The 26,959-nt window shown below is 68.4% G+C and carries 28 protein-coding genes and 1 tRNA gene; 20 read left to right on the plus strand and 9 right to left on the minus strand.

Annotated features, from left to right (window positions below; genetic code table 11):
* Positions 1 to 9: 9 nt before the first annotated feature.
* Positions 10 to 1,008, minus strand: a complete 999-nt coding sequence (locus tag AB0L91_RS14655; RefSeq protein ID WP_355270846.1) for a sigma-70 family RNA polymerase sigma factor — start codon at positions 1,006 to 1,008, stop codon at positions 10 to 12.
* Between the two features lie 153 nt (positions 1,009 to 1,161).
* Here AB0L91_RS14655 and AB0L91_RS14660 point away from each other — a divergent pair, with 153 nt between their 5' ends.
* Positions 1,162 to 1,578 carry a VOC family protein gene (locus AB0L91_RS14660; protein WP_355270848.1) on the plus strand — a complete coding sequence of 139 codons (417 nt, stop codon included), beginning with the start codon at positions 1,162 to 1,164 and terminating at the stop codon, positions 1,576 to 1,578.
* A 53-nt stretch (positions 1,579 to 1,631) separates the two neighbouring features.
* On the opposite strand, the gene AB0L91_RS14665 is transcribed toward AB0L91_RS14660, so the two are convergent.
* Positions 1,632 to 2,414 carry a crotonase/enoyl-CoA hydratase family protein gene (locus tag AB0L91_RS14665; protein ID WP_365010123.1) on the minus strand — a complete coding sequence of 261 codons (783 nt, stop codon included), beginning with the start codon at positions 2,412 to 2,414 and terminating at the stop codon, positions 1,632 to 1,634.
* Between the two features lie 60 nt (positions 2,415 to 2,474).
* On the opposite strand from AB0L91_RS14665, the gene AB0L91_RS14670 reads away from it, so the two are divergent.
* Positions 2,475 to 4,118: an acyl-CoA synthetase gene (locus AB0L91_RS14670; RefSeq protein ID WP_355270851.1), complete on the plus strand. Its 1,644-nt coding sequence runs from the start codon at positions 2,475 to 2,477 to the stop codon at positions 4,116 to 4,118.
* Positions 4,119 to 4,179: 61 nt separating this feature from the next.
* Here the strand turns inward: AB0L91_RS14670 and AB0L91_RS14675 are convergent, their stop codons facing one another.
* Positions 4,180 to 5,358 (minus strand): FAD-dependent monooxygenase, encoded by a 1,179-nt coding sequence (locus AB0L91_RS14675; protein ID WP_365010126.1) that lies wholly within the window; start codon positions 5,356 to 5,358, stop codon positions 4,180 to 4,182.
* A gap of 99 nt (positions 5,359 to 5,457) precedes the next feature.
* On the opposite strand from AB0L91_RS14675, the gene AB0L91_RS14680 reads away from it, so the two are divergent.
* The gene (locus AB0L91_RS14680; protein ID WP_365010129.1) at positions 5,458 to 6,039 is read left to right on the plus strand and encodes a TetR family transcriptional regulator; all 582 of its coding nucleotides are present in this window, start codon (positions 5,458 to 5,460) and stop codon (positions 6,037 to 6,039) included.
* A 112-nt stretch (positions 6,040 to 6,151) separates the two neighbouring features.
* Here AB0L91_RS14680 and AB0L91_RS14685 read toward each other — a convergent pair whose 3' ends face one another.
* Together AB0L91_RS14685 and AB0L91_RS14690 are read right to left on the minus strand one after the other, a co-directional pair.
* Positions 6,152 to 7,249, minus strand: a complete 1,098-nt coding sequence (locus tag AB0L91_RS14685) for an acyl-CoA dehydrogenase family protein (RefSeq protein WP_357346271.1) — start codon at positions 7,247 to 7,249, stop codon at positions 6,152 to 6,154.
* A gap of 22 nt (positions 7,250 to 7,271) precedes the next feature.
* Positions 7,272 to 8,465, minus strand: coding sequence for an acyl-CoA dehydrogenase family protein (locus tag AB0L91_RS14690; protein WP_357346272.1), 1,194 nt, complete (start codon positions 8,463 to 8,465; stop codon positions 7,272 to 7,274).
* 188 nt (positions 8,466 to 8,653) lie between these two features.
* On the opposite strand from AB0L91_RS14690, the gene AB0L91_RS14695 reads away from it, so the two are divergent.
* From AB0L91_RS14695 to AB0L91_RS14750, 12 genes are all read left to right on the plus strand, one after another.
* The gene (locus AB0L91_RS14695) at positions 8,654 to 8,842 is read left to right on the plus strand and encodes a ferredoxin (protein WP_019044780.1); all 189 of its coding nucleotides are present in this window, start codon (positions 8,654 to 8,656) and stop codon (positions 8,840 to 8,842) included.
* A 43-nt stretch (positions 8,843 to 8,885) separates the two neighbouring features.
* Positions 8,886 to 9,788, plus strand: coding sequence for a 3-oxoacyl-ACP reductase (locus AB0L91_RS14700; RefSeq protein ID WP_365010132.1), 903 nt, complete (start codon positions 8,886 to 8,888; stop codon positions 9,786 to 9,788).
* A 324-nt stretch (positions 9,789 to 10,112) separates the two neighbouring features.
* Complete coding sequence (locus AB0L91_RS14705) at positions 10,113 to 10,877, plus strand: ABC transporter permease (RefSeq protein ID WP_355271716.1); 765 nt, start codon at positions 10,113 to 10,115, stop codon at positions 10,875 to 10,877.
* A gap of 5 nt (positions 10,878 to 10,882) precedes the next feature.
* Positions 10,883 to 11,734 (plus strand): ABC transporter permease, encoded by an 852-nt coding sequence (locus tag AB0L91_RS14710; RefSeq protein ID WP_355270863.1) that lies wholly within the window; start codon positions 10,883 to 10,885, stop codon positions 11,732 to 11,734.
* A gap of 4 nt (positions 11,735 to 11,738) precedes the next feature.
* A complete protein-coding gene (locus tag AB0L91_RS14715) occupies positions 11,739 to 12,944 on the plus strand; it encodes an MCE family protein (RefSeq protein ID WP_365010135.1) in 1,206 nt (401 codons plus the stop codon).
* A complete protein-coding gene (locus tag AB0L91_RS14720; RefSeq protein ID WP_365010138.1) occupies positions 12,941 to 13,969 on the plus strand; it encodes an MCE family protein in 1,029 nt (342 codons plus the stop codon). Before AB0L91_RS14715 ends, AB0L91_RS14720 begins: the two co-directional genes overlap by 4 nt.
* A complete protein-coding gene (locus AB0L91_RS14725) occupies positions 13,962 to 15,029 on the plus strand; it encodes an MCE family protein (RefSeq protein WP_357346275.1) in 1,068 nt (355 codons plus the stop codon). The genes AB0L91_RS14720 and AB0L91_RS14725 overlap by 8 nt, the downstream gene beginning before the upstream one ends.
* On the plus strand, positions 15,026 to 16,291 hold the full coding sequence (locus AB0L91_RS14730; RefSeq protein ID WP_365010142.1) for an MCE family protein: 1,266 nt from the start codon (positions 15,026 to 15,028) through the stop codon (positions 16,289 to 16,291). Before AB0L91_RS14725 ends, AB0L91_RS14730 begins: the two co-directional genes overlap by 4 nt.
* Entirely contained in the window at positions 16,288 to 17,514 is a 1,227-nt protein-coding gene (locus AB0L91_RS14735) for an MCE family protein (protein ID WP_365010144.1), read from the plus strand. The genes AB0L91_RS14730 and AB0L91_RS14735 overlap by 4 nt, the downstream gene beginning before the upstream one ends.
* A complete protein-coding gene (locus AB0L91_RS14740) occupies positions 17,511 to 18,914 on the plus strand; it encodes an MlaD family protein (protein WP_365010147.1) in 1,404 nt (467 codons plus the stop codon). The genes AB0L91_RS14735 and AB0L91_RS14740 overlap by 4 nt, the downstream gene beginning before the upstream one ends.
* Positions 18,911 to 19,714, plus strand: coding sequence for an Mce protein (locus AB0L91_RS14745; RefSeq protein ID WP_365010150.1), 804 nt, complete (start codon positions 18,911 to 18,913; stop codon positions 19,712 to 19,714). The genes AB0L91_RS14740 and AB0L91_RS14745 overlap by 4 nt, the downstream gene beginning before the upstream one ends.
* A complete protein-coding gene (locus tag AB0L91_RS14750) occupies positions 19,711 to 20,199 on the plus strand; it encodes a h domain protein (protein WP_365010153.1) in 489 nt (162 codons plus the stop codon). Before AB0L91_RS14745 ends, AB0L91_RS14750 begins: the two co-directional genes overlap by 4 nt.
* Positions 20,200 to 20,238: 39 nt before the next feature.
* On the opposite strand, the gene AB0L91_RS14755 is transcribed toward AB0L91_RS14750, so the two are convergent.
* The 4 genes from AB0L91_RS14755 to AB0L91_RS14770 all read right to left on the minus strand — a co-directional run bounded on the left by AB0L91_RS14755 (position 20,239) and on the right by AB0L91_RS14770 (position 24,231).
* Positions 20,239 to 21,690, minus strand: coding sequence for a HAMP domain-containing sensor histidine kinase (locus tag AB0L91_RS14755; protein WP_365010155.1), 1,452 nt, complete (start codon positions 21,688 to 21,690; stop codon positions 20,239 to 20,241).
* Entirely contained in the window at positions 21,687 to 22,403 is a 717-nt protein-coding gene (locus AB0L91_RS14760; protein WP_355270880.1) for a response regulator transcription factor, read from the minus strand. Before AB0L91_RS14760 ends, AB0L91_RS14755 begins: the two co-directional genes overlap by 4 nt.
* 67 nt (positions 22,404 to 22,470) lie before the next feature.
* Positions 22,471 to 24,006 (minus strand): trehalose-6-phosphate synthase, encoded by a 1,536-nt coding sequence (locus AB0L91_RS14765; protein WP_357346282.1) that lies wholly within the window; start codon positions 24,004 to 24,006, stop codon positions 22,471 to 22,473.
* 66 nt (positions 24,007 to 24,072) lie between these two features.
* Positions 24,073 to 24,231, minus strand: coding sequence for a hypothetical protein (locus AB0L91_RS14770; protein ID WP_019044795.1), 159 nt, complete (start codon positions 24,229 to 24,231; stop codon positions 24,073 to 24,075).
* A gap of 172 nt (positions 24,232 to 24,403) precedes the next feature.
* Between AB0L91_RS14770 and AB0L91_RS14775 the strand changes: the two genes are divergently transcribed.
* The 5 genes from AB0L91_RS14775 to AB0L91_RS14795 all read left to right on the plus strand — a co-directional run bounded on the left by AB0L91_RS14775 (position 24,404) and on the right by AB0L91_RS14795 (position 26,792).
* Positions 24,404 to 25,237, plus strand: a complete 834-nt coding sequence (locus tag AB0L91_RS14775; protein ID WP_365010159.1) for an alpha/beta hydrolase — start codon at positions 24,404 to 24,406, stop codon at positions 25,235 to 25,237.
* A 120-nt stretch (positions 25,238 to 25,357) separates the two neighbouring features.
* Positions 25,358 to 25,594 (plus strand): MbtH family protein, encoded by a 237-nt coding sequence (locus AB0L91_RS14780; protein ID WP_022565839.1) that lies wholly within the window; start codon positions 25,358 to 25,360, stop codon positions 25,592 to 25,594.
* A gap of 127 nt (positions 25,595 to 25,721) precedes the next feature.
* Positions 25,722 to 25,793 (plus strand) — tRNA-Thr (locus AB0L91_RS14785).
* 170 nt (positions 25,794 to 25,963) lie between these two features.
* Positions 25,964 to 26,185 (plus strand): hypothetical protein, encoded by a 222-nt coding sequence (locus tag AB0L91_RS14790; protein WP_365010161.1) that lies wholly within the window; start codon positions 25,964 to 25,966, stop codon positions 26,183 to 26,185.
* 196 nt (positions 26,186 to 26,381) lie between these two features.
* Entirely contained in the window at positions 26,382 to 26,792 is a 411-nt protein-coding gene (locus tag AB0L91_RS14795) for a DUF4189 domain-containing protein (protein WP_365010162.1), read from the plus strand.
* Positions 26,793 to 26,959 lie beyond the last annotated feature (167 nt).

Below are 26,959 nucleotides of genomic sequence, written 5' to 3' on the forward strand. Positions count from 1 at the left end.
TATTCCCGCTCAGACGGCTTCGCGCCACTCCGGCGCGAGCCCGAAGAGCGGGAACAACTTCTCGGTGTCGAGGAAGAAGTTCAGGCCCGAGATGGTGTCGCCCTCGAGCTCGAGCACGGTGATCGACCACGGCACCCATACGCCGGGCTCCCCGCTGGGCTTGTAGTGGCCGAAGGCGGGCAGGCCGTTGGCGCCTGCCAGCGGAACCATGCGCGAATCGCGGCACGCGCTGCCCGTGCTGAGCATGAACGCGGCCACATTCTCCGGCCCGGAGATCCAGAGATCGAAGGGCGGCATCGACAGCGCCACATCGGCTTTGAGCAGCGTGGTGAGCGCGTCCATATCGTAGGCCTCGAAGGCCTTCACGAAATCGTCGACCAGCTTGCGCTGCTCGGGATCGGTCTCGTCGAAACCGTCGGTGACGGTCGGCTGGACCTTCGACATGGTGGCGCGGGCCCGTTGCAGCGCGCTGTTCACCGACGCGGGCGACATCATCAGCGCCTCGGCGGTCTCACCCGCGGAGAAGCGCAGCACCTCACGCATGATCAGGATGGCGCGCTGGGTCGCGGGCAGATGCTGGCAGGCCGCCACGAACGCCAGGCGCAGCGTGTCCTTGGTCGAGGCGTGCTCGGCCGGGTCGGCGCCGAAGGCGAGCGCGTTCGGGATCGGCTCGATCCACACGTAGTCGGGCTGCGGGGCCGGCAGCGGCGAATCGGGGCGGCCCGGACCGTTGAGGTCCATCGGTCTGGCCCGGCTCTGCGGCCGGTCGAGCATGTCCAGACAGATATTGGTGGCGATCTTGTACAGCCACGAGCGCAGGCTCGCGCGGCCCTCGAAGGAATCGTAGGAGCGCCAGGCGCGGGTGAAGGTCTCCTGCACCGCGTCCTCGGCCTCGAACGAGGAGCCGAGCATGCGGTAGGCGTACGCGCACAATTCGCGCCGGTGGGTTTCGAATTCGGCCAGGACTTCGGGGTCGGGGCCGGTGGTAGCGGTTGTGGCGTCGCTCATAGTTTCCCACGATGCCACAGGGGTCCGACACTCGACAGAGGAGAAAACGGACCATCGAAATTTCGCGAACTTCGCCGTGTCTCGATGAATTCGCCGTCGCCGCCGCGTCTACATGAACGAGACCGCAACGACGTTCCCGAAAGGCTGACACCCATGAGCAGCAAGATGATCTTCATCAACCTCCCCGTCGCCGACCTCGACCGCTCGAAGAGCTTCTACGAGGCGCTCGGCTGGAAGGTCAACGAGGATTTCACCGATCAGAACGCGTCGTGCATCGTCATCGACGACAACATCTGCCTGATGCTGCTGACCAAGCCCTTCTTCTCGACCTTCAGCACCCGTCCGATCGCCGACACGATCAACACCGCCGCCGCCGGCTACGCGCTGTCGCTGGCCAGTGCGGCCGAGGTCGACGCGCTGACCGACGCCGCCGTCGCCGCGGGCGCCACCGAGGAGAAGAACGAGGACAAGCGGGCGCAGGAGGCCCAGGTGGGGATGCACGGTCGGACGTTCATCGACCCCGACGGCCACCAGTGGGAGCCGTTCTACATGAACTACCCGGGCGCGTAGGCACCCCGGTGGAACAGGGCGCGAGGCTGCTGCCCGCGCCCTGTTCGCGGTGACTACTGCCCGGTGAAGTTCGGCTTGCGCTTCTCCGCGAAGGCGCGCGGCCCTTCCTTGGCATCGGCGGACCGGAACACCTCCATGCCGATCTTCGCCTCGATCGGGAACGCCTCGTTCTCCGGCATCGCCTCGGTCTCGCGCAGCGTGCGCAGCATCGCCTGGACGGCGAGCGGGCCGTTGGCGGCGATCTGGCCCGCCAGCGCCAAGGCCTTGTCGAGCGCGGTCCCGTCGGGGACGACGTGGCCGATCAGGCCGATCTCCTTGGCCTCGGCGGCGGTGATGTGCCGTCCGGTCAGCAGCAGGTCAGCGGCCACGGTGTAGGGGATCTGCCGAGCCAGCCGCACCGCGGAACCGCCGAGCGGGAACAGGCCCCAGCGGGCCTCGGAGACGCCGAACTTGGCGCCTTCCCCGGCCACGCGCAGGTCGGTGCCCTGCAGGATCTCGGTGCCACCGGCGATGGCCGGGCCCTCGACCGCCGCGATCAGTGGCTTGCTCAGCCGCCGCCCTTTCAGCAGCGCGGGGAGGTAGGCCGGGTCCCAGGTGCCCGCGGTGGCGGTGTCGCCCGGATGCTGCGAGCTCATCGCCTTCAGGTCCATCCCCGCGCAGAAGGCCCCGCCCGCGCCGGTGAGGATCGCGACGCGGATATCGGGATCGCTGTCCACCTGGTCCCAGGCGTCGCGCATGATCGCCATCATCTCGCCCGAGAGGGCGTTGCGAGCCTCCGGCCGGTTCATCGTGACGATGAGGACGTGGTCTCGCTTCTCGACCAGACAGTGGGCCATTTCGATATCTCCTGACGTTCGAGCTTGTCAGAAACAGTAACACGTTCTATTTTTGTCTTTGTGAGCTACAACATAGCCGATCTCGTCGAACACGCCGTCGACCTGATGCCCGACCGGATCGTGCTGGTCGGCGAACATCGCGAGTCGACCTACGCCGAACTGGAGGAGCGGGCCAACAAACTGGCCCACTACCTGCTGGAACAGGGTGTGAAACCCGGCGACAAAGTCGGAATCTACTCCCGTAACACCGTCGAAGCCGTCGAGGCGATGGTGGCGATCTTCAAGGCGCGGGCGGTGATGATCAACGTCAACTACCGCTACGTCGAGAACGAGTTGCTGCACATCTTCGACAACTCCGACATGGTCGCGCTGATCCACGAGCGCCGCTACACCGACAAGGTCGCGGCGGTCCGCCCGAAGGTGCCCGGCCTGAAGACGGTGCTCGTCGTCGAGGACGGCACCGACGGACCGACCGCGCCCGACACGGTGGAGTACGAAGCGGCGCTGGCCGCCTCCTCCGGTGAGCGCGACTTCGGCGAGCGCTCGCCCGACGACATCTACATGCTCTACACCGGCGGCACCACCGGCCTGCCCAAGGGCGTGATGTGGCGGCACGAGGACGTGTGGCGGGTGCTCGGCGCCGGCATCAACTTCATCACCGGTGAGTACACCAAGGACGAGTGGGAGCTGGCCAAGATCGGCGCGGCCAACCCGCAGATGGTGCGTTTCCCGATCCCGCCGATGATCCACGGCGGCGCGCAGTGGGCCACCTTCCACAGCCTGTTCGGCGGCGGCAAGGCCGTGATGATCCCCGAGTTCAGCGGGCACGGTGTCTGGCAGGCCGTCGACAAGCACAAGATCAACCTGATCTTCATCACCGGCGACGCGATGGCCCGGCCGATGCTCGACGCGCTGGAGGAGGGCAACCCGGAAACCGGTGAGCCCTACGACCTCTCGTCGCTGTACGTGCTCGCCAGCAGCGCGGCGCTGTTCTCGCCGCCGCTCAAGGACAAGTTCCTCGAGCTGCTGCCCAACCGCCTGCTCACCGACTCCATCGGTTCCTCGGAGACCGGCTTCGGTGGTCTGGCGACGATCGCCAAGGGGCAGACCCACACCGGCGGTCCGCGGGTGAAGATCGACGCGGCCACCCAGGTGCTCGACGAGGAAGGCAACCCGGTCGAGCCGGGCTCCGGCGTCGTCGGCCTGCTGGCGCGCAGCGGCCACATCCCGCTCGGCTACTACAAGGACGAGGTCAAGTCGGCCGCGACGTTCAAGGAGTTCAACGGAGTTCGCTACGCGATCCCCGGCGACTTCGCCCGCGTCGAGGAGGACGGCACCGTCACCATGCTCGGCCGTGGTTCGGTGAGCATCAACAGCGGTGGCGAGAAGATCTACCCCGAAGAGGTCGAGGGCGCGCTCAAGGCGCATCCGGAGATCTTCGACGCGCTGGTGGTCGGCGTCGAGGACGAGCGCTGGGGCCAGCGGGTCGTCGCGGTGGTGCAGTGTCGCGGCGCGAACCGGCCGACGCTGGCCGAGCTGAAGCCGGTGCTGACCCAGGAGATCGCGTCCTACAAGCTGCCCCGCAGCCTGTGGTTCGTCGACGAGATCAAGCGCTCGCCCGCGGGCAAGCCGGACTACCGCTGGGCCAAGTCGCAGACCGACGAGCGGCCTGCCGACGAGCACGCCGACGCGGGCTCCGCGTAGGTAATCGACAGCACCAGGGGCCCTTCCGGCAATGTCGCCGGGAGGGCCCCTGTCGCGTGCGTCAGCGGTTGGCGAGTTCGGCGAGCTGGTAGGCCAGCTTGCCGCGGACCGCGGGGATGCCGGTGAGCAGGCGCAGCGCGGTGTTGCGCGCGGTGCGGGCCGGGCTCGACTGCAGGGTGGCCATCCGGGTCATCCGGTCGGTGAACGCGACGACGTCCAGCGCGATCGGCCTGCGCACGGTCTCGTACTCGTCGAGCAGCGCGTCCGGTTCGCCGGCGACCACCTTCGCCAGCAGCCGGGCGAGCAGCGCGGCGTCCTGGATGCCGGTGTTCATGCCCTGGCCGCCCGCCGGGCTGTGCACGTGGGCGGCGTCGCCCGCGAGCAGGATCCGGCCCGCGCGGTAGTGGTCGGCGACGCGGTGGTGCACGCGGAAGCGTGAGCTCCACAGCACCTCGTCGACGCGCACCTCGCCCGCCGGGCCCCTGGCGTCGAGGAGGGTCTGGATGTCCTCGCGCGTCGGGTGCTCGGGGGCCTCGTCGACGGTGGCGACGACGCGGTAGCGCTCCTCGGCCGGGTCGGGCAGCGGGGCGACCACGGTGACGCCCTCGGGCGAAAGGTGCAGCGAGACTTCCGAACGCGGGGTCGGCCAGCTCATCCGGACATCGGCCAGGACGAACGAGGCGGGGTAGGTGTCGCCGGTGAAACCGATGCCCGCCTGGTCGCGCACCGCGCTGTGCATGCCGTCGGCGCCGATCACGTAGTCGGCGGTGATGGTGCCGGTCGTGTCGTCCGCGGTGCGGTATTCGACGGTGACGTGGCCGTTCTCGTCGGCGACCCGCGCGACGGTGATCGGGCGGTGGACGGTGCCGCCCAGCGCGTGCAGCCGGTCGAGCAGGACCTGCTCGGTGACGTCCTGCGGGATCATCAGGGTGTAGGGGTAGGCCGTCGGCAGGTCGCCGAACTCGATGGTGGCCAACGTCTTCGGGCCGTCGTGCACCTTGAAGGTGGGGACCTGGATGCCGCGGGCGAGCAGTTCCTTCGCGATGCCGAGTTCGTCGAGGACCTCCAAGGTCCTGGCGTGCACGACCGCGGCGCGGGAGGTGTTGGCGCCCTCGCTCAGGCGATCGAGCAGGACATGGTCGACGCCGGCTTCGGCGAGCACGATCGCGGCGGTGAGACCGGCGGGGCCCGCGCCGACGATGACGACGGACGTGGCTTCGGGCAGTGGGGTGGCGGACATTGCGGCTCCTGGTCAACGCTTGTTTGCCAACGCTTGTAGGCATAAAGGTAAACCGGGTCGTCGGTGAAAGTCAACAGTTGTTGGCCTACACTTGTTGGCATGACTTCCGCCGACCAGGAGACCCCGGCCCGCCGCTCGGACGCCACCCGCGCCGCCATCCTCGCCGCCGCGCGCGCCCGCTTCGCCGCCGACGGCTACGCGAAGGCGACCATCCGTGCCATCGCCGCCGATGCCGCGATCGATCCGTCGATGGTCATGCGCTACTTCGGCAGCAAGGACGGCCTCTTCGCCGCCGCCGCCCAGATCGACCTGGACCTGCCCGACCTGGGCGCCGCCGACCCGGACACCATGGGGGAGCTGCTGATCCGCCGCTTCCTCACCATCTGGGAGGACAACGACAACACCGTCCTGCTGATCCTGCTGCGCTCCTCGATCACCGACGACGCGGTCGCCGCCCGCTTCCGCGAGGTCTTCGCCCAGCAGGTCCTGCCCGCGGTCCTCCGCTTCGGCACCCCCGCCGACGCCCCCCGCCGCGCCGCCCTCATCGTCACCCAGCTGCTCGGCCTCGCCCTGTGCCGCTACGTCCTGCGCCTACCCCCGGTAGTCGACCTGACCCCGCACCAGATCACCACCGACATCGCCCCCACCCTCCAGCGCTACCTGACCTCGGAACCCGGCTGAGGGACCACACTTCTGGCGAACCGCTTCGCGCGATAGGCGCGGGTGGGTGAACGCGGCAGGGCCCGTGCGGATCGGGGGAACGATCCGCACGGGCCCTGCTGTGTGCGAGCGGCTAGCCCGCCAGTTCGGCGCCGAGGGCGAGGAGGTGGGGAGTGGCGCCGCCGAGGGCGAATTCGTTGTGCTTGGCGGCGGTGAAGTAGTTGTGGGTGATGTGGTCGCGGTCGATGCCGAGGCCGCCGTGGACGTGGACGACGGTGTGGGCGACCTTGTGGCCCGCGTCGGCCGCCCAGAACTTGGCGATGTGGATGGATTCGGTGGCGGGGAGGCCTTCGGCCACGCGCCAGGCGGCCTGGGTGACCGTCAGGCGCAGGCCACCGATGTCGATGGAGGCGTCGGCCAGGCGCTGGGCGACGGACTGGAACGAGCCGATCGGCTTGCCGAACTGCTCGCGGGTGCGGGTGTGCTCGGCGGTCAGCTCGAGCGCGCGCTCCAGGGTGCCCAGCTGCAGGGCCGACAGGCCGAGCCAGGCGTGCTCGCGCAGCCAGGTGAGGACGTCGGCGCCGGACTCGATGGAGCCGAGCAGCGTGGCCGGGGTGGCCGCGAGCTCGACGACGAACTCGGGGCTCAGGTCGACGACCTGCTGGGCGGTGCGGGTGACCGACGCGTCGTCCGGGTCGACCACGAAGACGCCGACACCGTTGGAGGTGATGGCGGGCACCAGGATGCGCTCGGCTCGATCGGCGAAGGGGACGGTGGTCGCGGTACCGGTCAGGGTCCAGGCCGCGCCCGCGGGCTCGGCGACGATGCCCGGCGCGGCGGTGGTCGCGCGCAGTTCCTCGGCGAGGGCGGCGGTGAGCACGATCTCGCCCGCGCCCGCCCGCGCGGCCAGCTGCCGCTGGTCGGCGTCGCCGAACTTCGCCAGCGCGCCCGCGCCGACGACGATCGACCACAGGTAGGGCACCGCGGCGACGACGCGGCCGAGCTCACGCAGGATCGCGGTCTGCTCGAGCATGCCGAAATCGCTGCCGCCCAGCTCTTCCGGCAGGGCCGCGGCCAGCACGCCGGTCTCGGCGAGCGACTTCCAGAGCTGCTCGTCGTAGCGGCCCGCGGTGTCGAGTTCGCGCAGCCGGTCGGCGGTGACGAGCTTGGCGCAGATCTCGCCGGTCAGCCGGGCGAGATCGGTCTGGGCTTCGGTGGGGGTGAAATCCATGAGGGGATACCGGCTTTCGGGATCAGCGGGCGGACGCGGGCTGGCGCAGGGCGGTCATGGCGATGATGTCGCGCTGCACCTCGTTGGTGCCGCCACCGAAGGTGAGGATGAGCGCGGCCCGGTGCATCCGCTCGAGCCTGCCGAGCATCACCGCGCCGGGGGAGTCCTGGCGCAGGTAGCCGTGCGAGCCGACGACCTCCATCAGCAGGCGATAGGCCTCGGTGGCCAGCTCGGTGCCGTAGACCTTGCACGCGGAGGCGTCCCACGGCTTGGGTGCCGCCTCGCCGCCCTGGTCGGCGCGGCTGGCGATCTCCCAGTTGAGCAGCTTGAGGTACTCGACCTTGGCGTAGACGCGCGCCAGATTCAGGCGCACCCACTCCTGGTCGATCACCCGCTTGCCGTCGGAGGTGGTGGTCTCGCGCGCCCACTGCACCGTCTGGTTGACCGCGAGCGAGAGCGGCCCGGCCGAGGTCAGCGCGACGCGCTCGTGGTTGAGCTGGTTGGTGATCAGCGACCAGCCGCCGTTCTCCGGCCCGACCATCGAGGAGGCGGGCACCCGGACGTCCTGGTAGTAGGTGGCGCTGGTGTCGGGCCCGGCCATCGTGTGCACCGGCGTCCAGGAGAAGCCGTCGACATCGGTGGGCACGATGAACATCGAGATGCCCTTGTGCTTCTTGGCCGTCGGGTCGGTGCGCACCGCCAGCCAGATGTAATCGGCGTAGGCGATGAGGCTGGTCCACATCTTCTGGCCGTTGATGACGAAGTCGTCGCCGTCGCGCACCGCGGCGGTGCGCAGCGAGGCCAGGTCGGTGCCGGCGCCCGGCTCGGAGTAGCCGATGGCGAAGTGCAGCTCGCCCGAGGCGATCTTGGGCAGGAAGAACTTCTTCTGCTCCTCGGTGCCGTACTGCATGATCGTCGGCGCGACCGAGTTCAGGGTGAGGAACGGGACGGGCGCGCCCGCGATGGCGGCTTCCTCGACGAAGATCAGCTGATCCATCGTCGTGCGGTCCTGGCCGCCGTACTCCTTGGGCCAGCTCAGCGTCAGCCAGCCGTCCTTGCCCATCTGGCGGACGACGTCGCGGTAGACAGTGCCCTCGCCGTACTCGCCGGTCTGCAGGCTCAGCGCCGCGCGTCGTTCCGGCGTCATCAGCTGGGCGAAATACTCGCGCAGCTCGGCGCGCAATTCTTCCTGCTGCGGCGTATACGCGACGCGCATGGTTCCTACCTCGGTCTCAGCTGCGAAAACGGACGTCGGCGGGGCGCAGGGGATGGGCCCCGCCGAAACCGATCATTGCATATGAACTGGAACATGTTCCAGTATTGACGGTGAATCGACAGCTGTTCCGCCTCGCGGGCCGTGCTGTCTGGGTTAGTGTCGCGGAGACCGCGTGGAAGGAAGTTCTCATGAAGATCATCGTCGATTTCGACCGGTGCGAAGCGAACGGCGTATGCGTAGGAATCGCCCCTGACATGTTTGAACTCGATGACGACGACAATCTGCACGTGCTCGAGGGCGATGTGGCCGACGATCGCGTCGCCGATGTCGAGGAAGCGGTGGCGCAGTGTCCCAAGGCCGCGCTGCGGTTGGCGTGATCCGCTCTTGTCGGATAGTGAAACACGTTCTAAAGTCGGCCCGATGAGTGTGATGCAGACTTCACTGGACGGCCGAGTCGCGATCGTGACCGGCGCAGGCGCCGGTCTCGGCCGGGCCGAGGCCCTCGCGCTGGCCACGGCGGGCGCGGCGGTGGTCGTCAACGACCTCACCGAGGACGCCGCCGCCGAGACCATCGCCGCGATTCGCGAGCTGGGCGGCAAGGCGGAGTTCGTCGGCGGCAGCATCGCCGAGCGCTCGACGGCCGACGCGCTGATCGCGACCGCCCAGGAATCCCTCGGCGGCCTCGACATCGTCGTCAACAACGCGGGCATCACCCGCGACCGCATGCTGTTCAACATGTCCGACGAGGACTTCGACGCGGTGATCGCCGTGCACCTGCGCGGCCACTTCCTGCTCTCGCGCAACGCGGGCGCCTACTGGCGCGCGGCGTCCAAGGCCGCCGGCGCGCCGGTCTACGGCCGGCTGGTCAACACCTCCTCGGAGGCGGGCCTGCTCGGACCGGAGGGCCAGGCCAACTACGGCGCCGCGAAGGCGGGCATCACCGCGCTGACGCTGTCGGCCGCGCGTGGCCTGTCCCGCTTCGGCGTGCGGTCCAACGCGATCTGCCCCCGGGCCAGGACCGCGATGACCGAGGCCGTGTTCTCCGAGGCGCCCGAGGGCTCGGTCGACCCGCTCGCGCCCGAGCACGTCGCCAAGCTCGTCGCCTACCTCGCCTCGCCCGCCGCCGACGCGGTGAACGGTCAGGTCTTCGTCGTCTACGGCCCGATGGTCGCCCTGATGGCGGCTCCCGAGGTGGAGGCCCGCTTCGACGCCGCCGGCGCCGAATGGGCCGAGGAAGACCTCGCCTCGACGCTGCACGGCTACTTTGCCGAGCGGCCCGCCGACCACACGTTCTCGGCCCGCGCGCTCCGCGATCTGGGCTGATCTTCCTTCCACCGATTTGCCGGGTGTTGGCTCGCCGCGCGCCACGACGGGCATGTCTGCCGAGTTGTGTTGATCACAGGTCCAGGTGTTGGTAGACATGAGCGTCGGGGTGTGTGGCGGCTCACAGGAGGTAAATGGCATTCGGTCAGGATTCGTTTCAGTTTCCTCGACATATTTCGCGAAAAAGTCCTGGTAATAGTCTCCCCAAACGGCAGACATCAACAGGAACATGTTCTAGTCTTTGGGCAGTCTTCAGATCGGGGTGGCGGTGAAGTACGGGTGCGCGGGCAGGTCTGCCCGCCCGTCGGACAAGGAGGAAACCGAGTGAACGACCTCCTTGCTGTGCCGTTGCGGGCAGTTGGCGGATTCTTCGAACTCGGCGCGAATGTGGCGCGAGCCGCGTTCCGCCGTCCCTTCCAGTGGCGCGAATTCGTCGACCAGTCGTGGTTCGTCGCCCGCGTCTCGATCGTGCCGACATTGCTCGTCGCGATTCCGTTCACGGTGTTGGTGGTCTTCACCCTCAACATCCTGTTGCGCGAGATCGGCGCCGCCGACCTCAGTGGCGCGGCGGCCGCGTTCGGCGCCGTCACCCAGGTCGGACCGATCGTCACGGTGCTGATCGTGGCGGGCGCCGGCGCCACCGCGATCTGCGCTGACCTGGGCGCACGCACCATCCGCGAAGAGATCGACGCGATGATGGTGCTCGGCATCGACCCGATCGCCCGGCTGGTCGTCCCCCGAGTGCTCGCCTCGATGTTCGTCGCGCTGATGCTCAACAGCCTGGTCTGCACGGTCGGCATCGTCGGTGGCTTCATGTTCTCGGTGTTCCTGCAGGGCGTGAATCCGGGCGCCTTCGTCAACGGGATTCCGCTGCTCACCAATCTGCCCGAGTTGATCCTCTCGGAGGTCAAGGCCGGGCTGTTCGGATTGATCGCCGGAATGGTTGCCTGTTACCTCGGTTTGCAGGTGAAAGGCGGGCCGAAGAGTGTCGGTGACGCGGTGAACCAAACAGTCGTATTCGCCTTCATGGCGCTGTTCGTGGTGAATGTCGTCGCCACCGCGATCGGCCTGAAATTCACGGTGCGGTGACCACGATGGCATTCGTTGTTCGCAGTAAGTTCCCCCGGACGGTTCGCCGTTTCGATCGCGCCTCGAAATCCCTGGATTCGTTGGGCGACAAGGCGATCTTCTTCGTCCAGGCGCTCGCCTCGGTGCCCAGGGCGCTGGTGCACTACCGCACCGAGACGATCCGGCTCATCGCCGAGATCAGCATGGGCTCCGGCGCGCTGGCCGTGATCGGCGGCACCGTCGTGATCGTCGGGTTCCTCACCCTCATGGCCGGTGGCACCATCGCGGTGCAGGGCTACAGCTCGCTCGGCAATATCGGTGTCGAGGCGCTGACCGGCTTCTTCGCCGCCTTCCTCAACGTCCGCATCGCGGCACCGGTGATCTCCGGTATCGGCCTGGCCGCCACCATCGGCGCCGGCGCGACCGCGCAGCTGGGCGCCATGCGGGTGGCCGAGGAGATCGACGCGCTCGAATCGATGGCGGTGCGCCCGGTTCCGTTCCTGGTCGGCACCCGGGTGCTGGCGGGCATGATCGCGATCGTCCCGCTCTACGCCCTGGCGGTGATCGCCTCCTTCGTCGCCAGCCGCTTCGCGACCGTGGTGATCTACGGGCAGTCGGCCGGTGTGTACGACCACTACTTCTCGACGTTCCTCATCCCGAGCGACATTCTCTGGTCCTTCGGGCAGGCGATCGTCATGGCGATGGCCGTGATGCTGATCCACACCTACTTCGGTTACAACGCCGCAGGCGGTCCGGTCGGCGTCGGCGTCGCGGTCGGCAACGCGGTGCGCGCCTCGCTGGTCGCGGTCGTCATGGTGACCCTGATGATCTCGCTGGCCATCTACGGCACCTCCAGCAACTTCCACCTCTCGGGATAGCGCGATGCATACATCACGGATCGTCGCCGCACTGCAGGGCGGGCTCGGGCGAAAGCTCGCCGCGCTCGCCCTGGTCGCCCTGCTCGTCGGGGCTGTGGCCTTCGCACTCGCGCTGTTCCAAGGCGCGTTCACCACCACCGCGGTGGTGCTGGTGGACACACCACGCACCGGCCTGGTGCTCGACCCCGATGCCAAGGTGAAGGTGCGCGGCGTCGAGATCGGCCGCGTCACCGATATCGCCCTGCACGACGAGGGCGCGCAGCTGCGGCTGGAAGTCGACCCCGATCAGCTGAAGCTGGTGCCGTCCAACGCGGGTGTCGATATCCGCTCGACCACCGTCTTCGGCGCCAAGTACGTCAACTTCATCGTGCCCGAGCAGCCGGCCTCGACCGCGCTGGCCCCGGGCAGCACGGTGTCGGCCAGCGCGGTGACCGTCGAATTCAACACGCTGTTCCAGCACCTGTCCGACGTGCTCGCCCAGGTGGAGCCGGAGAAGCTGAACGCGACACTGACCGCGCTCGGCACCGCACTCGAGGGCCGCGGCGACAAGCTGGGCGAACTGCTGGTGAGCTCGGACCGCTACCTGCGCGAGATCAACCCTTACCTGCCTACGCTGCAACAGGATCTGGACAAGACGGCCCAGGTGTCCGACATCTACGCCGACGCGTCCGGCGCGCTGTTGCGCACCGTGGACAACGCCACGGTCACCTCGCGCACCCTGGCGGAGCTGCAAGCGCAGTTCGACGACGTGCTGGTGAACGTGATCGGCCTGTCCGACACCACGGGTGCGGTGCTGCGGGAGAACGAAGCCAACATCGTCACCGCGCTCGACCTGCTGCGACCGACGACCAGCCTGCTGTTCGAATACGCGCCCGCGCTCGGCTGCCTCATCGACGGAATAGGTCCGATCATGCCGTTGGCCAACGAGGTATTCGGCGGTGTCCTGCCGGGCGTCGGCATGCACGCCTCCTTCATGCCCGGCCAGAAGCCCTACAGCTACCCCGAGGATCTGCCCAAGGTGAACGCGACCGGTGGACCGCACTGTGAGGGTGTCGTGACCCGGGTGCCGGACAGTCACGCGAACTACGTGGTGACCGATACCAGCGAGGGTGCGCCGTACACCCCGCGTACCGCGCCGCCCGCCCTGAACGACAGCGCACCAATGGTGTTCCAGCTCCTGCTGGACGGACTGCCGGGAGTGACACGGTGAAAAACACGGCGACGACGGTCAAGCTCGCGATCTTCTCCGTGGTGATGACCCTGGTCTTCGCCGGCCTGGCGATCGTGCTCAGCCAAGCGCGTTTCTCCAGCGAGAACGGCTACAAGGCGGTCTTCACCAGCTCCTCGGGCATGGTGCCGGGGGCGAAGGTGCGCATCGCCGGCGTCCCGGTGGGCTCGGTGACCTCGGTGAAGGTCGGCGACGACGATCTCGCGCACGTCGAGTTCGACGTGGACACCAAGTACTCCGTGCTGTCGAGCACCCGCCTGGCGATCAAGTACGAGAACCTGGTCGGTGACCGGTATCTGGAACTGATGGAAGGTCCGGGCTCGGCTCGCGTGCTGCCGGAGGGGTCCACCATCGGCAAGGAGCAGACCGCGCCCGCATTGGACCTGGACCTGCTGCTCGGCGGCTTCAAGCCGCTGCTGCGTGGGCTCGACCCCGGCCAGGTCAACGACCTGACCTCGGCGCTGCTGCAGATCTTCCAGGGCCAGGGCGGCACGCTGGTCTCGCTGCTCAACAGCGGCGGCAACTTCTCCCGCACCCTCGCCGACCGCGACGCCCTGATCGGCAGCGTGATCGACAACCTGAACACGGTGCTGGCCACCATCGACGATCGCGACGAGCAGTTCACCACCACGATCGACGAATTGCAGCGCCTGGTCAGCGGATTGGCCGCCGAACGCGACCCGATCGGCGCCGCGCTCCCGCGGATCGCCGGTGCGACGAAGGAACTCAACGACTTGCTGACCACAGCACGTCCCGATCTGCGCAACACCATCGAGCAGACCGGCCGGCTGGCCACCAACCTCGACAACGGCTCCGACCAGCTCGAATGGGTGTTGGGGAAGCTGCCGGACACCTACAAGAAACTGATCCGCATCGGCTCCTACGGCGCGTTCCTGCAGCTCTACATCTGCGGCACCGTCCTGCTGGTAGACGGCCCGAACGGTCAGCCGATGGAAGTGCGAATCCCGGGTTCGCAGGCGAGCGGAAGGTGTACGCCGAATGAGTGAGAGCAAGTCGTCGGCCGCCACCATCGGCGTCGTCGGCATCGTGCTGGCGGTGACGATCTCGCTTGCCACGTTGCAGTACACCAAGCTGCCGTTCATCCGCTCCGGCGCGACGTTCACCGCGTTCTTCGCCGACGCGGGCGGGCTGGTGCCCGGCGACCCGGTGCATGTGGCCGGCGTGCGCTCCGGCGAAGTCGACGATGTGTCGCTCGACGGCCCGAAGGTGCTGGTGAAGTTCACCCTGGACGAGTCGATCGTGCTGGGCGAGAAGACCTCCGCCGCGATCAAGACCAACACGGTGCTCGGTCGCAAGTCCCTCGATGTGGTGCCGACCGGACCGGGTGCGTTGCGTACCTCGGATACCATCCCGCTCGATCGGACCACCTCGCCGTACTCGCTCAACGAGGCGCTCAGCGATCTCGGCGGGACCGTCCGCGATCTCGACATGGATCAGATCGACCAGACACTGGACGCCCTCTCGGCCGCCTTCGCCGACACTCCGGGCCCGCTGCGCAACGCACTCGACGGCGTCACCGCGCTCTCGCGCAGCATCAACACCCGCGACCAGGCGCTCACCGATCTGCTCGGCCGGGCGCAGAACGTCACCTCGATCCTGGCCGACCGTAGTTCGCAGCTCAACGCGTTGCTGCTCGACGGCAACAACCTGCTCGGCGAGCTCGACAACCGCCGCGCCGCCATCAACCAGCTCATCGTCTACGTCGACGCGGTCGCCAAGCAGCTCTCCGGGCTGGTCGCCGACAACGAGGCGCAGATGAAACCGACGCTGGACCGGCTGAATTCGGTGCTCGCGCTGTTGCAGCGCAACAGGGAGAACCTGACCCAGGCGCTCGAGAACGTCGGCCCCTACGCCTCGGCGCTGGGCGAGCAGGTCGGCAGCGGCCCGTGGTTCAACGCCTACGTGGTGAACGCGACGAGTACCACGCTGCGTCCGCTGGTCGACGCGCTGGTCTGGCCCGAGCATGTGCCGCAGGACCTGCTCGACTACCTCACCCATCCGGCGCCGCCGAGCATCGTGCCTTCCGAGGAGGACCCGCCGCGATGAACATCGCATCGAAAGTTCGTGGCGTGCCACGTTGGACGCTCGGGGTCGCCGTGGCGGTGATCGTCGCCTTGGTCGCGGTCGGGGTCTACTTCAGCCTCGGCATCGGGAAGACCAAGATCACCGCGGCCTTCACCTCGACCAACGGCCTGTACGCGGGTGACGAGGTGCGAATGCTGGGTGTGACGATCGGCAGAATCGACGCGATCGAGCCCGGCGAAGGCCGGGTGCTGGTGCGGATGTCCGTCGACGGCGACGTCGACCTGCCCGCCGACGCGCGCGCCGTGCTGATCGCGCCCTCGCTGGTGTCGGCCCGGTTCATCCAGCTGGCACCCGCCTACGAGGGTGGTCCGAAGCTCGCCGACGGTGCCCAGATTCCGATCGAGCGCACCGCGGTGCCGGTGGAGTGGGACGACATCAAGGCCGAACTGTCCAACCTCGCGACGGCTCTCGGGCCCGTCGGGGACGACGAGCAGGGTTCCTTCGGGCGCTTCGTCAACACCGCGGCGGACAACCTCGACGGCAACGGCCAGAAGTTCCGCGACACCCTGCGCGAACTGTCGGCGACGCTGACCACGTTGTCCGACGGGCGAACCGACCTCTTCGGCACCATCCGCAACCTGCAGAAGTTCGTCGAGGTGCTCTCGGCGAGCAACGAGCAGATCGTGCAGTTCGGCGGCCGCCTGGCCTCGGTGGCCTCGGTCCTCGCCGGCGCGTCGGAGGAACTCGGTGCCGGCCTGGACAGCCTGGATGTGGCGCTCGCGGACGTGAAGCGCTTCCTCGACGGCAGCGGTGCCGAACTCACCGAAGGCGTCGAGCGATTGGCCGATGTCACCCAGATCCTGGCCGACAAGCGGCCGGAGATCGAACGGCTGCTGCATTCCGCGCCGACCGCGCTGGTGAACTTCTACCAGATCTACCAGCCGGCCCAGGGCGCGCTCAGCGGCTCGGTGGCACTGCCCAATACGGCCAACCCGTTGAGTTTCCTCTGCGGCTCCATCCGGGCGCTCGAGATGAACGACTCGGACCGGTCGGCGGATCTGTGCGCGGAATTCGTCGCCCCGGTGATCAGCTCGCTGGCGATGAACTACGCGCCGATCATGCTCAACCCGGTCCTCGGCACCACCGCCCTGCCCGGCCAGCTGACCTACAGCCCGCCGAGTTTGGAAGCGGAGGTGGACCCCGCGAAGGTGCCCCCGACGGCTGCGCCGATCACCGTGCCGAGCGGTCTCGCCGGACTCGCCGTTCCAGGAGGACAACGATGAGGCCCCAACGAATGCTCGCCGGGCTGGCGGTGGGCGTCGCCGTGACGCTCGGCGCGACCGGCTGTCAGTGGGACGGGCTGAACTCACTGCCCATGCCGGGTTCCGAGGGCACCGCTCCCGGTTCGTACACCGTGCGCATCCAGATGCCCAATGTCACCACGCTGACCAGGAATTCGCCGGTGCGGGTGGACGATGTCGAAGTCGGCAATGTCACCGGCATCGAGGTCGAGGGCTGGCACGCGCTGGTCACGGTCTCGCTGAATCCCGACGTGAAACTGCCCGCCAACGCGGTCGCCAAGATCGGCCAGACCAGCCTCCTCGGCAGCAATCACCTCGAGCTGTCCGCGCCGACCGATACGCCCGCCCAGGGTCAGTTGCGCAACAACGATGTGATCCCGCTGGATCGGGCCGGTGCCTACCCGACCACCGAGCAGGTGCTGTCTTCGCTGTCGGTCGTGCTCAACGGCGGCGGCATCGCTCAGCTCGAGACGATCACCAGGGAGATGAACGCGGCGCTCAACGGTCGCGAGGCCGAGATCGCCGACCTGCTGCCCCAGCTCAACGAGCTGACCACCGGCCTGGAAAAGCAGACCGGCAACATCATCGCCGCGATGGAAGGCCTGGACCGGGTGGCGGGCAGCTTCGCCGCCCAGAAGGACGTGCTCGCCCGCGCGCTCGACGAGATCCCGCCTGCGCTGACGGTGCTCGCCGACCGCACCGCCAACATCACCAGGGCGGTCACCGCGCTCGGCGAGCTCAGTGACGTGACCGAGCGGATCATCCAGACCAGTGGCGACGACCTGAAGGCCAACCTGGCCAGCCTCGGCCCGGTGCTGGAAACCCTGGCGAACACCGGCACCAACCTCATCGCGGCGATGGCCGTGCTGCCGACGTTCCCGTTCCCGATCAAGAACATCGACAACGCGATCAAGGGTGACTACCTCAATCTCTTCATCACCTTCGACCTGACCGGAAAGCGGCTGGACACCAACTGGCTCACCGGCACGCCGCTCGGTGGCCGCTTCGGTGGTGTCGAGGGTGTGCTCGGTACCTTCGCGCCGTCGACGTCGACCGACGCGGGCGACCCGAGCAAGGTCCCGGCGGCGCCCGCTCCCAGCGCGGCGCCGACGCCGACCCTGCCCGGCCTGCCGCCGATCCCCGGCCTGCCCTCCATTCCCGGCATCACCGTGCCGCTGCCCGGCCAGGAAGGAGCGGGTCGATGAAACTGACCAGGTTCGTCCATATTCAGCTCGCGATCTTCTCCGTCCTCACCGTGATCGGTCTCGTCGTGATGGGCGGGACGTACATCCAGATACCGGCGATGCTCGGGATCGGGCGCTACGGGGTGACGGTCCAGCTCGCCGCCACCGGCGGGCTGTATCCGACCGCGAACGTCTCCTACCGCGGCACCAATATCGGCAAGGTGGAGGCGGTCCGGCTCACCTCGGCCGGGGTCGAGGCAGATCTGTCGATCGACAGCGACTACAAGGTGCCCAAGGACTCGATCGCCTGGATCCGCAGTGTCTCGGCGATCGGTGAGCAGTACGTCGACCTGGTGCCCGAGCCCGGCGCGGGCTCCGGCGATCTGCGTGACGGCTCGGTGATCCCGGTGGAACGCACCAGGCTGCCCCAGGACGTCGGCTCGCTGCTCGACCAGACCGACAAGCTGCTCTCGACCGTCGCCGATACCCGGCTGCGCCAGGTGATCGACGAGGCGTTCAAGGCGTTCAACGGCGCTGGCCCGGACCTGCAACGGTTCATCGACTCGGCGGCGCTGCTGTTGCAGCAGGCCGAGACCGATGTGGAGCCGACCAAGAAGCTGCTCGATCAGATCGGCCCGCTGCTGGACACCCAGATCCAGTCCGATGCCAATATCCGTTCCTGGACAGCGGATCTCGCGACCCTCACCGATCAACTCCGCGAGCACGATCCGACATTGCGAAACCTGTTGCACGACAGTCCTTCCGCGATGCAGAAGGTGAACGAGCAGTTCCAGAGTCTGCGCCCGACGCTGCCGTTGCTGGCGAGCAATCTGGTGAGTCTCGGCCAGGTCGGCGTGACGTATCACGCTGGTGTCGAACAACTCCTGGTCGTTTTCCCGCCGCTGATCGCGGCGTTCAAGACCATCCTGCGCGGTCCGACCAAGTACGGCGCGATGGTCAACTTCATGACCGCGGTCCAGGACCCGCCCGCCTGTACCACCGGCTTCCTGCCCGCCGACCAGCGGCGCGAGCCGAGTGACTTCACCCCGATCGACACACCCCAGGGGCTGTACTGCAAGGTGGCACAGGATTCTCCGATCGAGGTGCGCGGCATCCGCAACAGCCCGTGCATGGAGAATCCAGGCGTTCGGGCGCCCACTCCCGAACTGTGCCGGACCGGGTACGTGCCCCTGGGCACCAACCCGCCGTTCGGCGCGCCGCAGCCGGTCGCACCGGCCTCGGCTCCGACCGGCGCGTCCACGGGCGGTGTGACCCCCGCCTCAGCGCGCCCCTATGATCCGTCCACAGGCACCTATCTGGGCACCGACGGACGTACGTACCGGCAAGGCGACATCGCTTCCGACGGCTCGGGCACTGTCCCGGCCAGCTGGCAGGCGATGTTGAAGGAGCAGCAACGATGAGTGACAACGACAACCGCCGCCCGCGCAGGCGGGCCGCACGGTCGGCCGGTCCGCCGGTCGACGAGCCGACGCAGGCCACGGTCAGCATCCGCAAGGACGACGCCGAGGTCACCGAGGTCGTGACCGCCGCGGCGGCTCCGGCCGAGACCGTGCCGGTGGCCGACAAGGCCGTGCCGGCGGATGTCGTTCCGGCCGCCGCGGACAAGACCGTGGTCCTCCCCGTCGCCGACGAGACCGTCGTCCTGGACAAGGCCGCTGTCGCGGCGGAGTCCGACGCCGACCTCGACGACGACGGCGCCGACGCGGCGACGCCGACCGGCCGCGGCCGGATCCTCGCCCTCGCCGCCGCGGTCGTCCTGGTGCTCGCGCTGGTCGTGGGCGCCGGTTTCGCCGCCTTCGCGGTCCGCTCGGTCGACGCCGACGAGGACCTGCGCGCGGAGTACACCCAGACCGCCCGCCAGGCGGTCATCAACCTCACCACCATCCGCGCCGACTCCGCCAAGGAGGACATCGACCGCATCCTGTCGGTGGCCTCGGGCGAGTTCAAGACGGAATTCGACGGTCGCCTCGATCCGTTCATGGACGTGGTGAAGCAGGCCAAGGTGGTGTCGCACGGCGAGGTCGTCGAGTCGGGCATCGAGTCGGCCGACGACACGACCGCCAAGGTGCTCGTCGCCGCGAAGCAGACGGTGAGCAACAGCGGCTCGGCCGAACCGCAGCAGCGTCAGTACCGGTTCCGGGTGACCGTCACCAAGGGCGATACCGGCATGACCGTCTCGAAGGTGGAGTTCGTCGGATGAGCGGGAACCGCGTAAAGATCGTCTTCGGCGGCCTCGGTGTCCTCGGCCTGATCGCCGCGGTGATCCTCGGCCTGAGCGGCTACCAGCTCTACCAGCACAGCCGCACCGAGCAGGCCCGCACCGACGCGCTGACCACGGCCGGCCGCACGGTGACCGCCATGTTCAGCTACGAGCCGGGCACGGTCGACACCGAGCTGCCCAAGGCCGCGGACAACCTCACCGAGGAGTTCCGCGCCGACTACCTGAAGCTGATCGAGCAGGCCATCGCGCCGGGCGCCAAGGAGAAGCAGCTCACCGTCAAGGCCACCGCGCAGGCCGAGGGCGTCGTCTCCGCCGACCCCGAGCACGTGGTGGTGTTGCTCTACCTGAACCAGCTGACCACCAGCAAGGATTCCCCGCAGGGCACCACCTCGGGTAGCCGGGTGCGGGTGTCGCTGGACAAGGCCGACAACCGCTGGCTGGTCGCCCAGGTCACGCCGGTCTGAGTCAGCGCGACACGGATGTTCCCGTCGGCCCGGCCTGATTCAGGCCGGGCCGCGGTCGTCGCGGGGCAGCCGGACCACGAAGGTCGCGCCGCCGCCCGGTGTCGGCCCGACCGTCACCTTGCCGCCGTGCGCGGCGACCAGCGCGGCCACGATGGACAGCCCGAGCCCGGTGCCGCCGCTGCTGCGAGTGCGTGAGGCGTCGGCGCGGTAGAAGCGTTCGAAGATCCGCGCCGATTCCGCCGCGGACAGCCCGGGGCCGGTATCGGCGACCTCGAGCAGCACCTCGTCGGCGGCGGGCGTGAGCCGCACGGTGATCGACGTACCGTCCGGCGTGTGCGTGCGTGCGTTGTTCAGCAGGTTGGTCAGGATCTGGCGCAGGCGGTGATCGTCGCCGAGGATCTCCAGGGTGCCGGTGCCGTCGGCGATCTCGAGGGTGATCGGCCGGTGCTCGCCCTCGGCGGCCGCCACCGCGCGGGCGCTGTGCACGGCGTCGCCGGCGATCGCGAGCAGGTCGACCGGCTTCAGGTCGACGGGGCGTTGCGCGTCGAGCCTGGCCAGCATCAGCAGGTCCTCCACCAGCAGGCCCATCCGCTGGGCCTCGTGTTCGATGCGGTTCATGAACATCGCCGGATCACCCGTCGCGCCCTGCCGGTACAGCTCGGCGAAGCCGCGGATGGTGGTGAGCGGGGTGCGCAGTTCGTGACTGGCGTCGGCGACGAAACGCCGCATCCTGGCCTCGGATTCGCGGGCGGCGGCCTCGGAGGCCTCGGTCGCGGCGAAGGCCTGCTGGATCTGGGTGAGCATGCTGTTGAGCGAGCGCGAGAGCCGGTCGACCTCGGTGTCGTTGCCGCGCACCGGAACCCGCCGATGCAGCTGACCTTCCGCGATCGCCGCCGCAGTGGCCTCGACTCGGCGCAGCGGCCGCAGGCTGCCGCGCACCACGAAGTAGGCGGCCACGGCCAGGGCAATCAGCACGATCGCGCCGACCACGACCTGCAGCACGACGAGCTTGCGCACCGTTTCGATGTCGTCGGTCAGCGGCCACGCGACCGTCGCCGACGCGCGGTGCCCGTTGACGGTCAGCACCCGCCACTGGTCGGTCGAGTCGCCCTGCGAGCCGACGGTGACCGGTTGCAGCGCGGGGGGATCCGGGAGATCCGGCTTGGCGTCGGTGCCGAAGACGTTGTCCAGGGTGATGTTCCGGGTGCCGTCGGTGCTCTCGGCCTCGAGGTAGTACCGCCCCGGCGGCTGCCGGTCCGGCGACGGCGCGGGCAGGGCGGGCGCGGGCATCCCGACCCGGCGCTCCCATTCGACGGCGGCGTCGGTCAGCTGCTGGTCGGTGCGGTTCTGCAGCGAGTTCTCCATCGCCTTGGTGACGACGAAACCCGAAGCGACCAAACCGAATCCGGCCATCGCCACCAGCATCAGCACCAGCGTCACGCGCAGCGGGATCGCCGAGAACCGCCGGGCGACACGCGCGCGCAGGCTCATCGCGCGGCCGACTCCCGCATGACGTACCCGACGCCGCGCAGGGTGTGGATCAACCGCTGGTCCCCGGTGTCGACCTTCTTGCGCAGATACGACACGTAGGTCTCCACCACGCCGACCTCGCCGCCGAAGTCGTAGCGCCACACGTGATCCAGGATGCGGGGTTTGCTGAGCACGCTGCCCGCGTTCACCATGAAATAGCGCAGCAGCGTGAACTCGGTGGGGGACAGGGCCACCGGCTCGCCCGCCTTCCACACCTCGTGGGTGTCGTCGTCGAGCTCGATGTCGGCGAAGCGCAGCCGGGTGCTGGCCTGCTCGGGCGCGGTGCGGCCGGAGCGGCGCAGGATCACCCGCAGCCGGGCCACCACTTCCTCGAGGCTGAACGGCTTGGTGACGTAGTCGTCGGCGCCGAGGGTGAGTCCGGTGATCTTGTCCTCGACCTCGTCGCGGGCGGTCAGGAACAGCACCGGCGCGTCGATGCCGTCGGCGCGCAACCGGCGCAGCAGGCCGAAGCCGTCCATGCCGGGCATCATCACGTCGACGATCAGCGCCTCCGGGCGGAACGCGCGGGCCTTGTCCAGGCCCTCCGCGCCGTCGCTCGCCGTCGCCACCTCGAAGCCCTGGTAGCGCAGGCTCACCGCCAGCAACTCGACGATCATCGGTTCGTCGTCGACGACGAGCACCCTGGCTTCGGGTGCTTCCGGCACACCACTCATGGATCTCATGCTCCACCACCCGGCTGGGAAGTGGCTGGACCCGCGCTGTGAGGTAGCTGTGAGCGCGTCAGCGGGATTCGCGGAAGACGTCCTCTTCCTCGCTGAGCAGGGCCGATCCGGCGACATTGCCCTGGGACAGGGCGTCGAGGAAGGCGCGGGCCCAGCGCTCGACGTCGTGGGTCAGCACCTGGCGGCGCATCGAGCGCATCCGGCGGCGCTTGGTGTCGCGGTCGTCGTCGAGCGCGCCGACGATGGCGTCCTTGACGCTGTCCAGGTCGTGCGGGTTGCACAGGTAGGACTGGCGCAGCTCGGCCGCGGCGCCGGTGAACTCGCTGAGCACCAGGGCGCCGTTGAGGTCGCTGTGGCAGGCCACGTACTCCTTGGCCACCAGGTTCATGCCGTCGCGCAGCGGCGTGACCAGCATGGCGTCGGCGGCGACGAAGAAGGCGATCAGCTCGTCGCGGGGGATCGGGCGGTGCAGGTAGTGCACGACCGGGTAGCCGACCCGGGCGAACTCGCCGTTGATCCGGCCGACCTGGCGCTCGATGTCGCCGCGCATCTTGATGTAGCTCTGCACCCGCTCCCGGCTCGGCGTTGCCAGCTGCACCATCACCGTCTCGGCCGGGTCGACCCGGCCCTCTTCCAGGAGTTCCTGCAGCGCGTTGAGCCGGATGTCGATGCCCTTGGTGTAGTCGAGGCGGTCGACGCCGAGCATGATGTTCTTCGGATTGCCCAGCTCGGCGCGGATCTTGGCGGCCCGCTCGCGGACCGACCTGCGCCGGGAATGCTCGTCGAGCTCGGCGGAGTCGATCGAGATGGGGAACGCGCCGACGCGCACCGTGCGGAAGCCGACCTGCACGACGCCCAGCTTGGAGCGCACCCCGATGGTCCCGCGTGAGGTGGGCTGACCGGCTAGTCGCCGGGCCAGGTAGAGGAAGTTCTGCGCGCCGCCGGGGAGATGGAAGCCGATCAGGTCGGCGCCGAGCAGGCCCTCGACGATCTCGGTCCGCCACGGCATCTGCATGAACAGCTCGACCGGCGGGAACGGGATGTGCAGGAAGAATCCGATGGTGAGGTCGGGGCGCAGCATGCGCAGCATCTTCGGCACCAGCTGCAGCTGGTAGTCCTGCACCCAGACGGTGGCGCCCTCGGCGGCCACCTTGGCGGTCTCCTCCGCGAAGCGGCGGTTGACCTCGACATAGGCGGCCCACCAGGCCCGGTCGTAGACCGGACGCACGATCACATCGTGGTACAGCGGCCACAGCGTGCCGTTGGAGAACCCCTCGTAGTAGTCCTCGACCTCCTGCGCCGTCAGCGGCACCGGATGCAGTTCCAGACCGTCTTCGATGATCGGCTCGACCTCGACGTCCGGGACGCCCGCCCAGCCGACCCACGCCCCCTTGTTGCTGCGCAGTACCGGCTCCAGGGCGGTCACCAGACCACCCGGGCTGCGCTTCCACCTGGTCGTTCCGTCGGGCAGACGCTCGAGGTCGACCGGCAGCCGGTTCGCGACGACCACGAATCCCGAGCCGGCACCGCTGGGTGCGGCCGCGACGGGTTCGCTGTTCTCGGACGGACGGTCGTTGGACTGTTTATCGATCATTTGGTCCACTCACGCATCCTTTGCGCGTCGCAGGGTCCCGCTTTGAGATTGTGGTCGTCAGGAGGGTCAGCTGGGGCCGATGCCGAGCATCGACAGCAGCATCCGGCACTCGTCGGCGTCTTCGGCGTACGCCGCGACGACCCGCTGTGCCTGGCGAGCGGTCTCGTCGGCCAGTGGCTCGAGCTCGTCGTCGGCGATGTCGTTGGCGCTGCTCTTGGCGGCCATAGTGGTTCGTCCTCCCGGTTTCCAAACGCTCTGCGTGCGAGTAGTCAATACTATCGGTCGCCTGTGCACGGCCGATGAACTCCCGACCCGATCACCCCACCCCGGTGCAGGGTCGTGGCGGTCCCGTTACCGTGAGTGTCGGACAGCTCCACCCCGCAGAGAGGTTTGTTTCATGCCAGTGGCCACGGTGAACGGCATCGCACTGAACTATCAGGTCAAGGGCGACCGTACCAAGGGCACCGACGTCAAGGGCGGCGGTCCGCTGGTGGTGTTGATCATGGGCACCGGATCGCCGGGCCGGGTGTGGGAACTCCATCAGGTGCCCGCGCTGGTGGCGGCCGGGTACCGGGTGTGCACCTTCGACAACCGGGGTATCGCGCCGTCGTACGAGGCGGCCGGTGGCATGCGGATCGAGGAGCTGGTCGCCGACACCGCGGCGCTGATCGAACTCCTCGGCGAGGGCCCGGCCCTGGTCGCGGGCACCTCGATGGGCGCGCGGGTGGCCCAGGAACTGGCCCTGGCCCGCCCCGACCTGGTCCGCAAGGCCGTGTTCATGGCCGGTCACGGCAGGCTGGACCAGTTCCAGAAGACGCTGTCGGCCGGTGAACAGGACCTCGACGCCGCCGGTGTGCAGCTGCCCGCCAAATTCGAGGCGGCGCTCACCGCCGTGATGAATCTGTCGCCGGCGACCATGTCCGACACCAACGCCGCCCGCGACTGGCTGGACCTGTTCGAGTTCACCGGCGGGCCCGCGACCCCGGGCATCCGCGCGCAGCGGGCGATGGACCACGAGTTCGACCGGGTGGCCGCCTATCGCGCAATCACGGTGCCCTGTCTGGCAATTGGCTTCGCCGATGATAGGATGATTCCGCCTTATCTGTCGCGGGAAGTCGCCGACGCCATCCCCGGCGCCAGGTACCAGGAAATCCCGGACACCGGCCACTACGGCTACCTGGAACGCCCCGAGGCGGTCAACAAGATCCTCCTCGATTTCTTCGCGGTCTGACCGCCGAGGCTGAGGTAACCACCTACCAGTAACGTCAGCCTTGCTAGGGTCGACACAACGCCCGGGGCCTCGCACCCCGAAGCGATCCCGTACACAGCGCCAGTATCCAGTGAGGTGAAATTGAGCACCAACCCCTTCGACGACGAGGACGGCCGCTTCTTCGTTCTGGTCAACGACGAAGAGCAGCACTCCCTGTGGCCCGCTTTCGCGGAGGTCCCGGCGGGTTGGCGTGTCGTGTTCGGCGAAGAGAGCCGGGCCGCGTGCGTCGAGTACGTCGAGAAGAACTGGACCGACATGCGTCCCAAGAGCCTGCGTGACGCGATGGCCGCCGACGATGCGGCCCGCGCCCAGTCCTGAGCAGTAACACCGATACTGCGCCGGGACATCGCTGAGCGCGACGGCCGCGTGGCACCTCTACCGATGCCACGCGGCTGCCGCGTCCCGCTATGATGATCGCTGCCCTCCGGGGCGCCTGTTCGTACCCGCCTCCTTAGCTCAGTGGTAGAGCACCGCTCTTGTAAAGCGAAGGTCGTCAGTTCAATCCTGACAGGGGGCTCTCGCAGAACCCGACCCGTGCAACGGGTCGGGTTCTTTGTCGTTCGTGGTGCGCGACGGCAGGTCGTGCCCCGGAAAGCAGGGGCGAGAGATCCGCTCCGAAACAGTGGTGTTTCTCACTAGGCTCACTCGCACGCCGAACACCGGCGTACCTGTTCGAGAGGGATCCTCGTGAAACGCTTCGCCATCCTCGCCGCCGCCGTCACCGCGATCGGCGCCGCCTCCGCCGGGTTCGCCACCGCGAGCCCGGCGCAGTCCGCCCCCGATCAGCTCGCGACGGCCCAGCCGGTTGTCCTGGTGACCGGCTCGGCGGTGATCGACCTGCTCTCCTTCCTCGCCGCGGGCTGTATCGGTAGCGCCCCGACTCTGCCCGCGCACTGCGTCGCGGACTGACCGCTCGGTCCTTCTCGGGTCGGACCCCCGGCCTGCGTCTCCGTGCGCGACGGGGGTCTGTCCATGTCGTCGCATCGTTCTCGGGCGGGGTATTCGCCGTGGCCCCAAGACTTTTGGGGCCACCTCGCGTCTATGTGCTGCGGTATCTTCCATGCGATCGCCGCACCAGCCGGCGCGCAGAGGAAGTCGTTCCCCCATGTTCAAGAAGTCCTTTGCGGCCGCAGTGCTCTCGGTGAGCGCCGCTGCCGTCCTCGCGGCACCGCCCGCCACCGCCGACCCGGTCAACTGGGGCGCCGTTTCCCTCAGCACGTGGGGCAATGTCTACGCGTTCTCGGTCAACCATCCGACGGAAGCCGACGCTGTTCGAGCCGCCGACCGGGCGTGCAAGGGTCAGGGCATCATCGACTGCCGGACGATGGTGACGTTCGCGGACGGCTGCGGTGCGGTCGCGACGAGTCCGCTCGCGATCGTCGCGGGGTTCCCGATCGTCGGCTTCGGTAAAGGGGCGAACCCGGGGGAGGCGATCGCGGACGCCACCCGCAATCTCCCTACCGGCACCGGAAGCGCCGGCTCGTTCGATCGCGACTACGCCTGCACCGTGCTCTGATCAAAAGGCTGTGTGACGGTAGGTCGTGCCCCAGAAAGCAGGGGCGATCGATCCACTCCGAAACAGTGGCTTTTCTCACTAGGCTCACTCGCACGCCGAACACCGGCGTACCTGTTCGAGAGGGATCCTCGTGAAACGCTTCGCCATCCTCGCCGCCGCCGTCACCG

Source organism: Nocardia sp. NPDC051833, from assembly GCF_040681225.1.
Lineage (GTDB): Bacteria > Actinomycetota > Actinomycetes > Mycobacteriales > Mycobacteriaceae > Nocardia.

Coding starts and splice junctions, on each gene's coding strand:
- AB0L91_RS14655 (WP_355270846.1), bottom strand. CDS start 1,008: ATGAGCGACGCCACAACCGCTACCACCGGCCCCGACCCCGAAGTCCTG.
- AB0L91_RS14660 (WP_355270848.1), top strand. CDS start 1,162: ATGAGCAGCAAGATGATCTTCATCAACCTCCCCGTCGCCGACCTCGAC.
- AB0L91_RS14665 (WP_365010123.1), bottom strand. CDS start 2,414: ATGGCCCACTGTCTGGTCGAGAAGCGAGACCACGTCCTCATCGTCACG.
- AB0L91_RS14675 (WP_365010126.1), bottom strand. CDS start 5,358: ATGTCCGCCACCCCACTGCCCGAAGCCACGTCCGTCGTCATCGTCGGC.
- AB0L91_RS14680 (WP_365010129.1), top strand. CDS start 5,458: ATGACTTCCGCCGACCAGGAGACCCCGGCCCGCCGCTCGGACGCCACC.
- AB0L91_RS14685 (WP_357346271.1), bottom strand. CDS start 7,249: ATGGATTTCACCCCCACCGAAGCCCAGACCGATCTCGCCCGGCTGACC.
- AB0L91_RS14690 (WP_357346272.1), bottom strand. CDS start 8,465: ATGCGCGTCGCGTATACGCCGCAGCAGGAAGAATTGCGCGCCGAGCTG.
- AB0L91_RS14695 (WP_019044780.1), top strand. CDS start 8,654: ATGAAGATCATCGTCGATTTCGACCGGTGCGAAGCGAACGGCGTATGC.
- AB0L91_RS14700 (WP_365010132.1), top strand. CDS start 8,886: ATGAGTGTGATGCAGACTTCACTGGACGGCCGAGTCGCGATCGTGACC.
- AB0L91_RS14710 (WP_355270863.1), top strand. CDS start 10,883: ATGGCATTCGTTGTTCGCAGTAAGTTCCCCCGGACGGTTCGCCGTTTC.
- AB0L91_RS14715 (WP_365010135.1), top strand. CDS start 11,739: ATGCATACATCACGGATCGTCGCCGCACTGCAGGGCGGGCTCGGGCGA.
- AB0L91_RS14725 (WP_357346275.1), top strand. CDS start 13,962: ATGAGTGAGAGCAAGTCGTCGGCCGCCACCATCGGCGTCGTCGGCATC.
- AB0L91_RS14730 (WP_365010142.1), top strand. CDS start 15,026: ATGAACATCGCATCGAAAGTTCGTGGCGTGCCACGTTGGACGCTCGGG.
- AB0L91_RS14735 (WP_365010144.1), top strand. CDS start 16,288: ATGAGGCCCCAACGAATGCTCGCCGGGCTGGCGGTGGGCGTCGCCGTG.
- AB0L91_RS14740 (WP_365010147.1), top strand. CDS start 17,511: ATGAAACTGACCAGGTTCGTCCATATTCAGCTCGCGATCTTCTCCGTC.
- AB0L91_RS14745 (WP_365010150.1), top strand. CDS start 18,911: ATGAGTGACAACGACAACCGCCGCCCGCGCAGGCGGGCCGCACGGTCG.
- AB0L91_RS14750 (WP_365010153.1), top strand. CDS start 19,711: ATGAGCGGGAACCGCGTAAAGATCGTCTTCGGCGGCCTCGGTGTCCTC.
- AB0L91_RS14755 (WP_365010155.1), bottom strand. CDS start 21,690: ATGAGCCTGCGCGCGCGTGTCGCCCGGCGGTTCTCGGCGATCCCGCTG.
- AB0L91_RS14760 (WP_355270880.1), bottom strand. CDS start 22,403: ATGAGTGGTGTGCCGGAAGCACCCGAAGCCAGGGTGCTCGTCGTCGAC.
- AB0L91_RS14765 (WP_357346282.1), bottom strand. CDS start 24,006: ATGATCGATAAACAGTCCAACGACCGTCCGTCCGAGAACAGCGAACCC.
- AB0L91_RS14770 (WP_019044795.1), bottom strand. CDS start 24,231: ATGGCCGCCAAGAGCAGCGCCAACGACATCGCCGACGACGAGCTCGAG.
- AB0L91_RS14775 (WP_365010159.1), top strand. CDS start 24,404: ATGCCAGTGGCCACGGTGAACGGCATCGCACTGAACTATCAGGTCAAG.
- AB0L91_RS14795 (WP_365010162.1), top strand. CDS start 26,382: ATGTTCAAGAAGTCCTTTGCGGCCGCAGTGCTCTCGGTGAGCGCCGCT.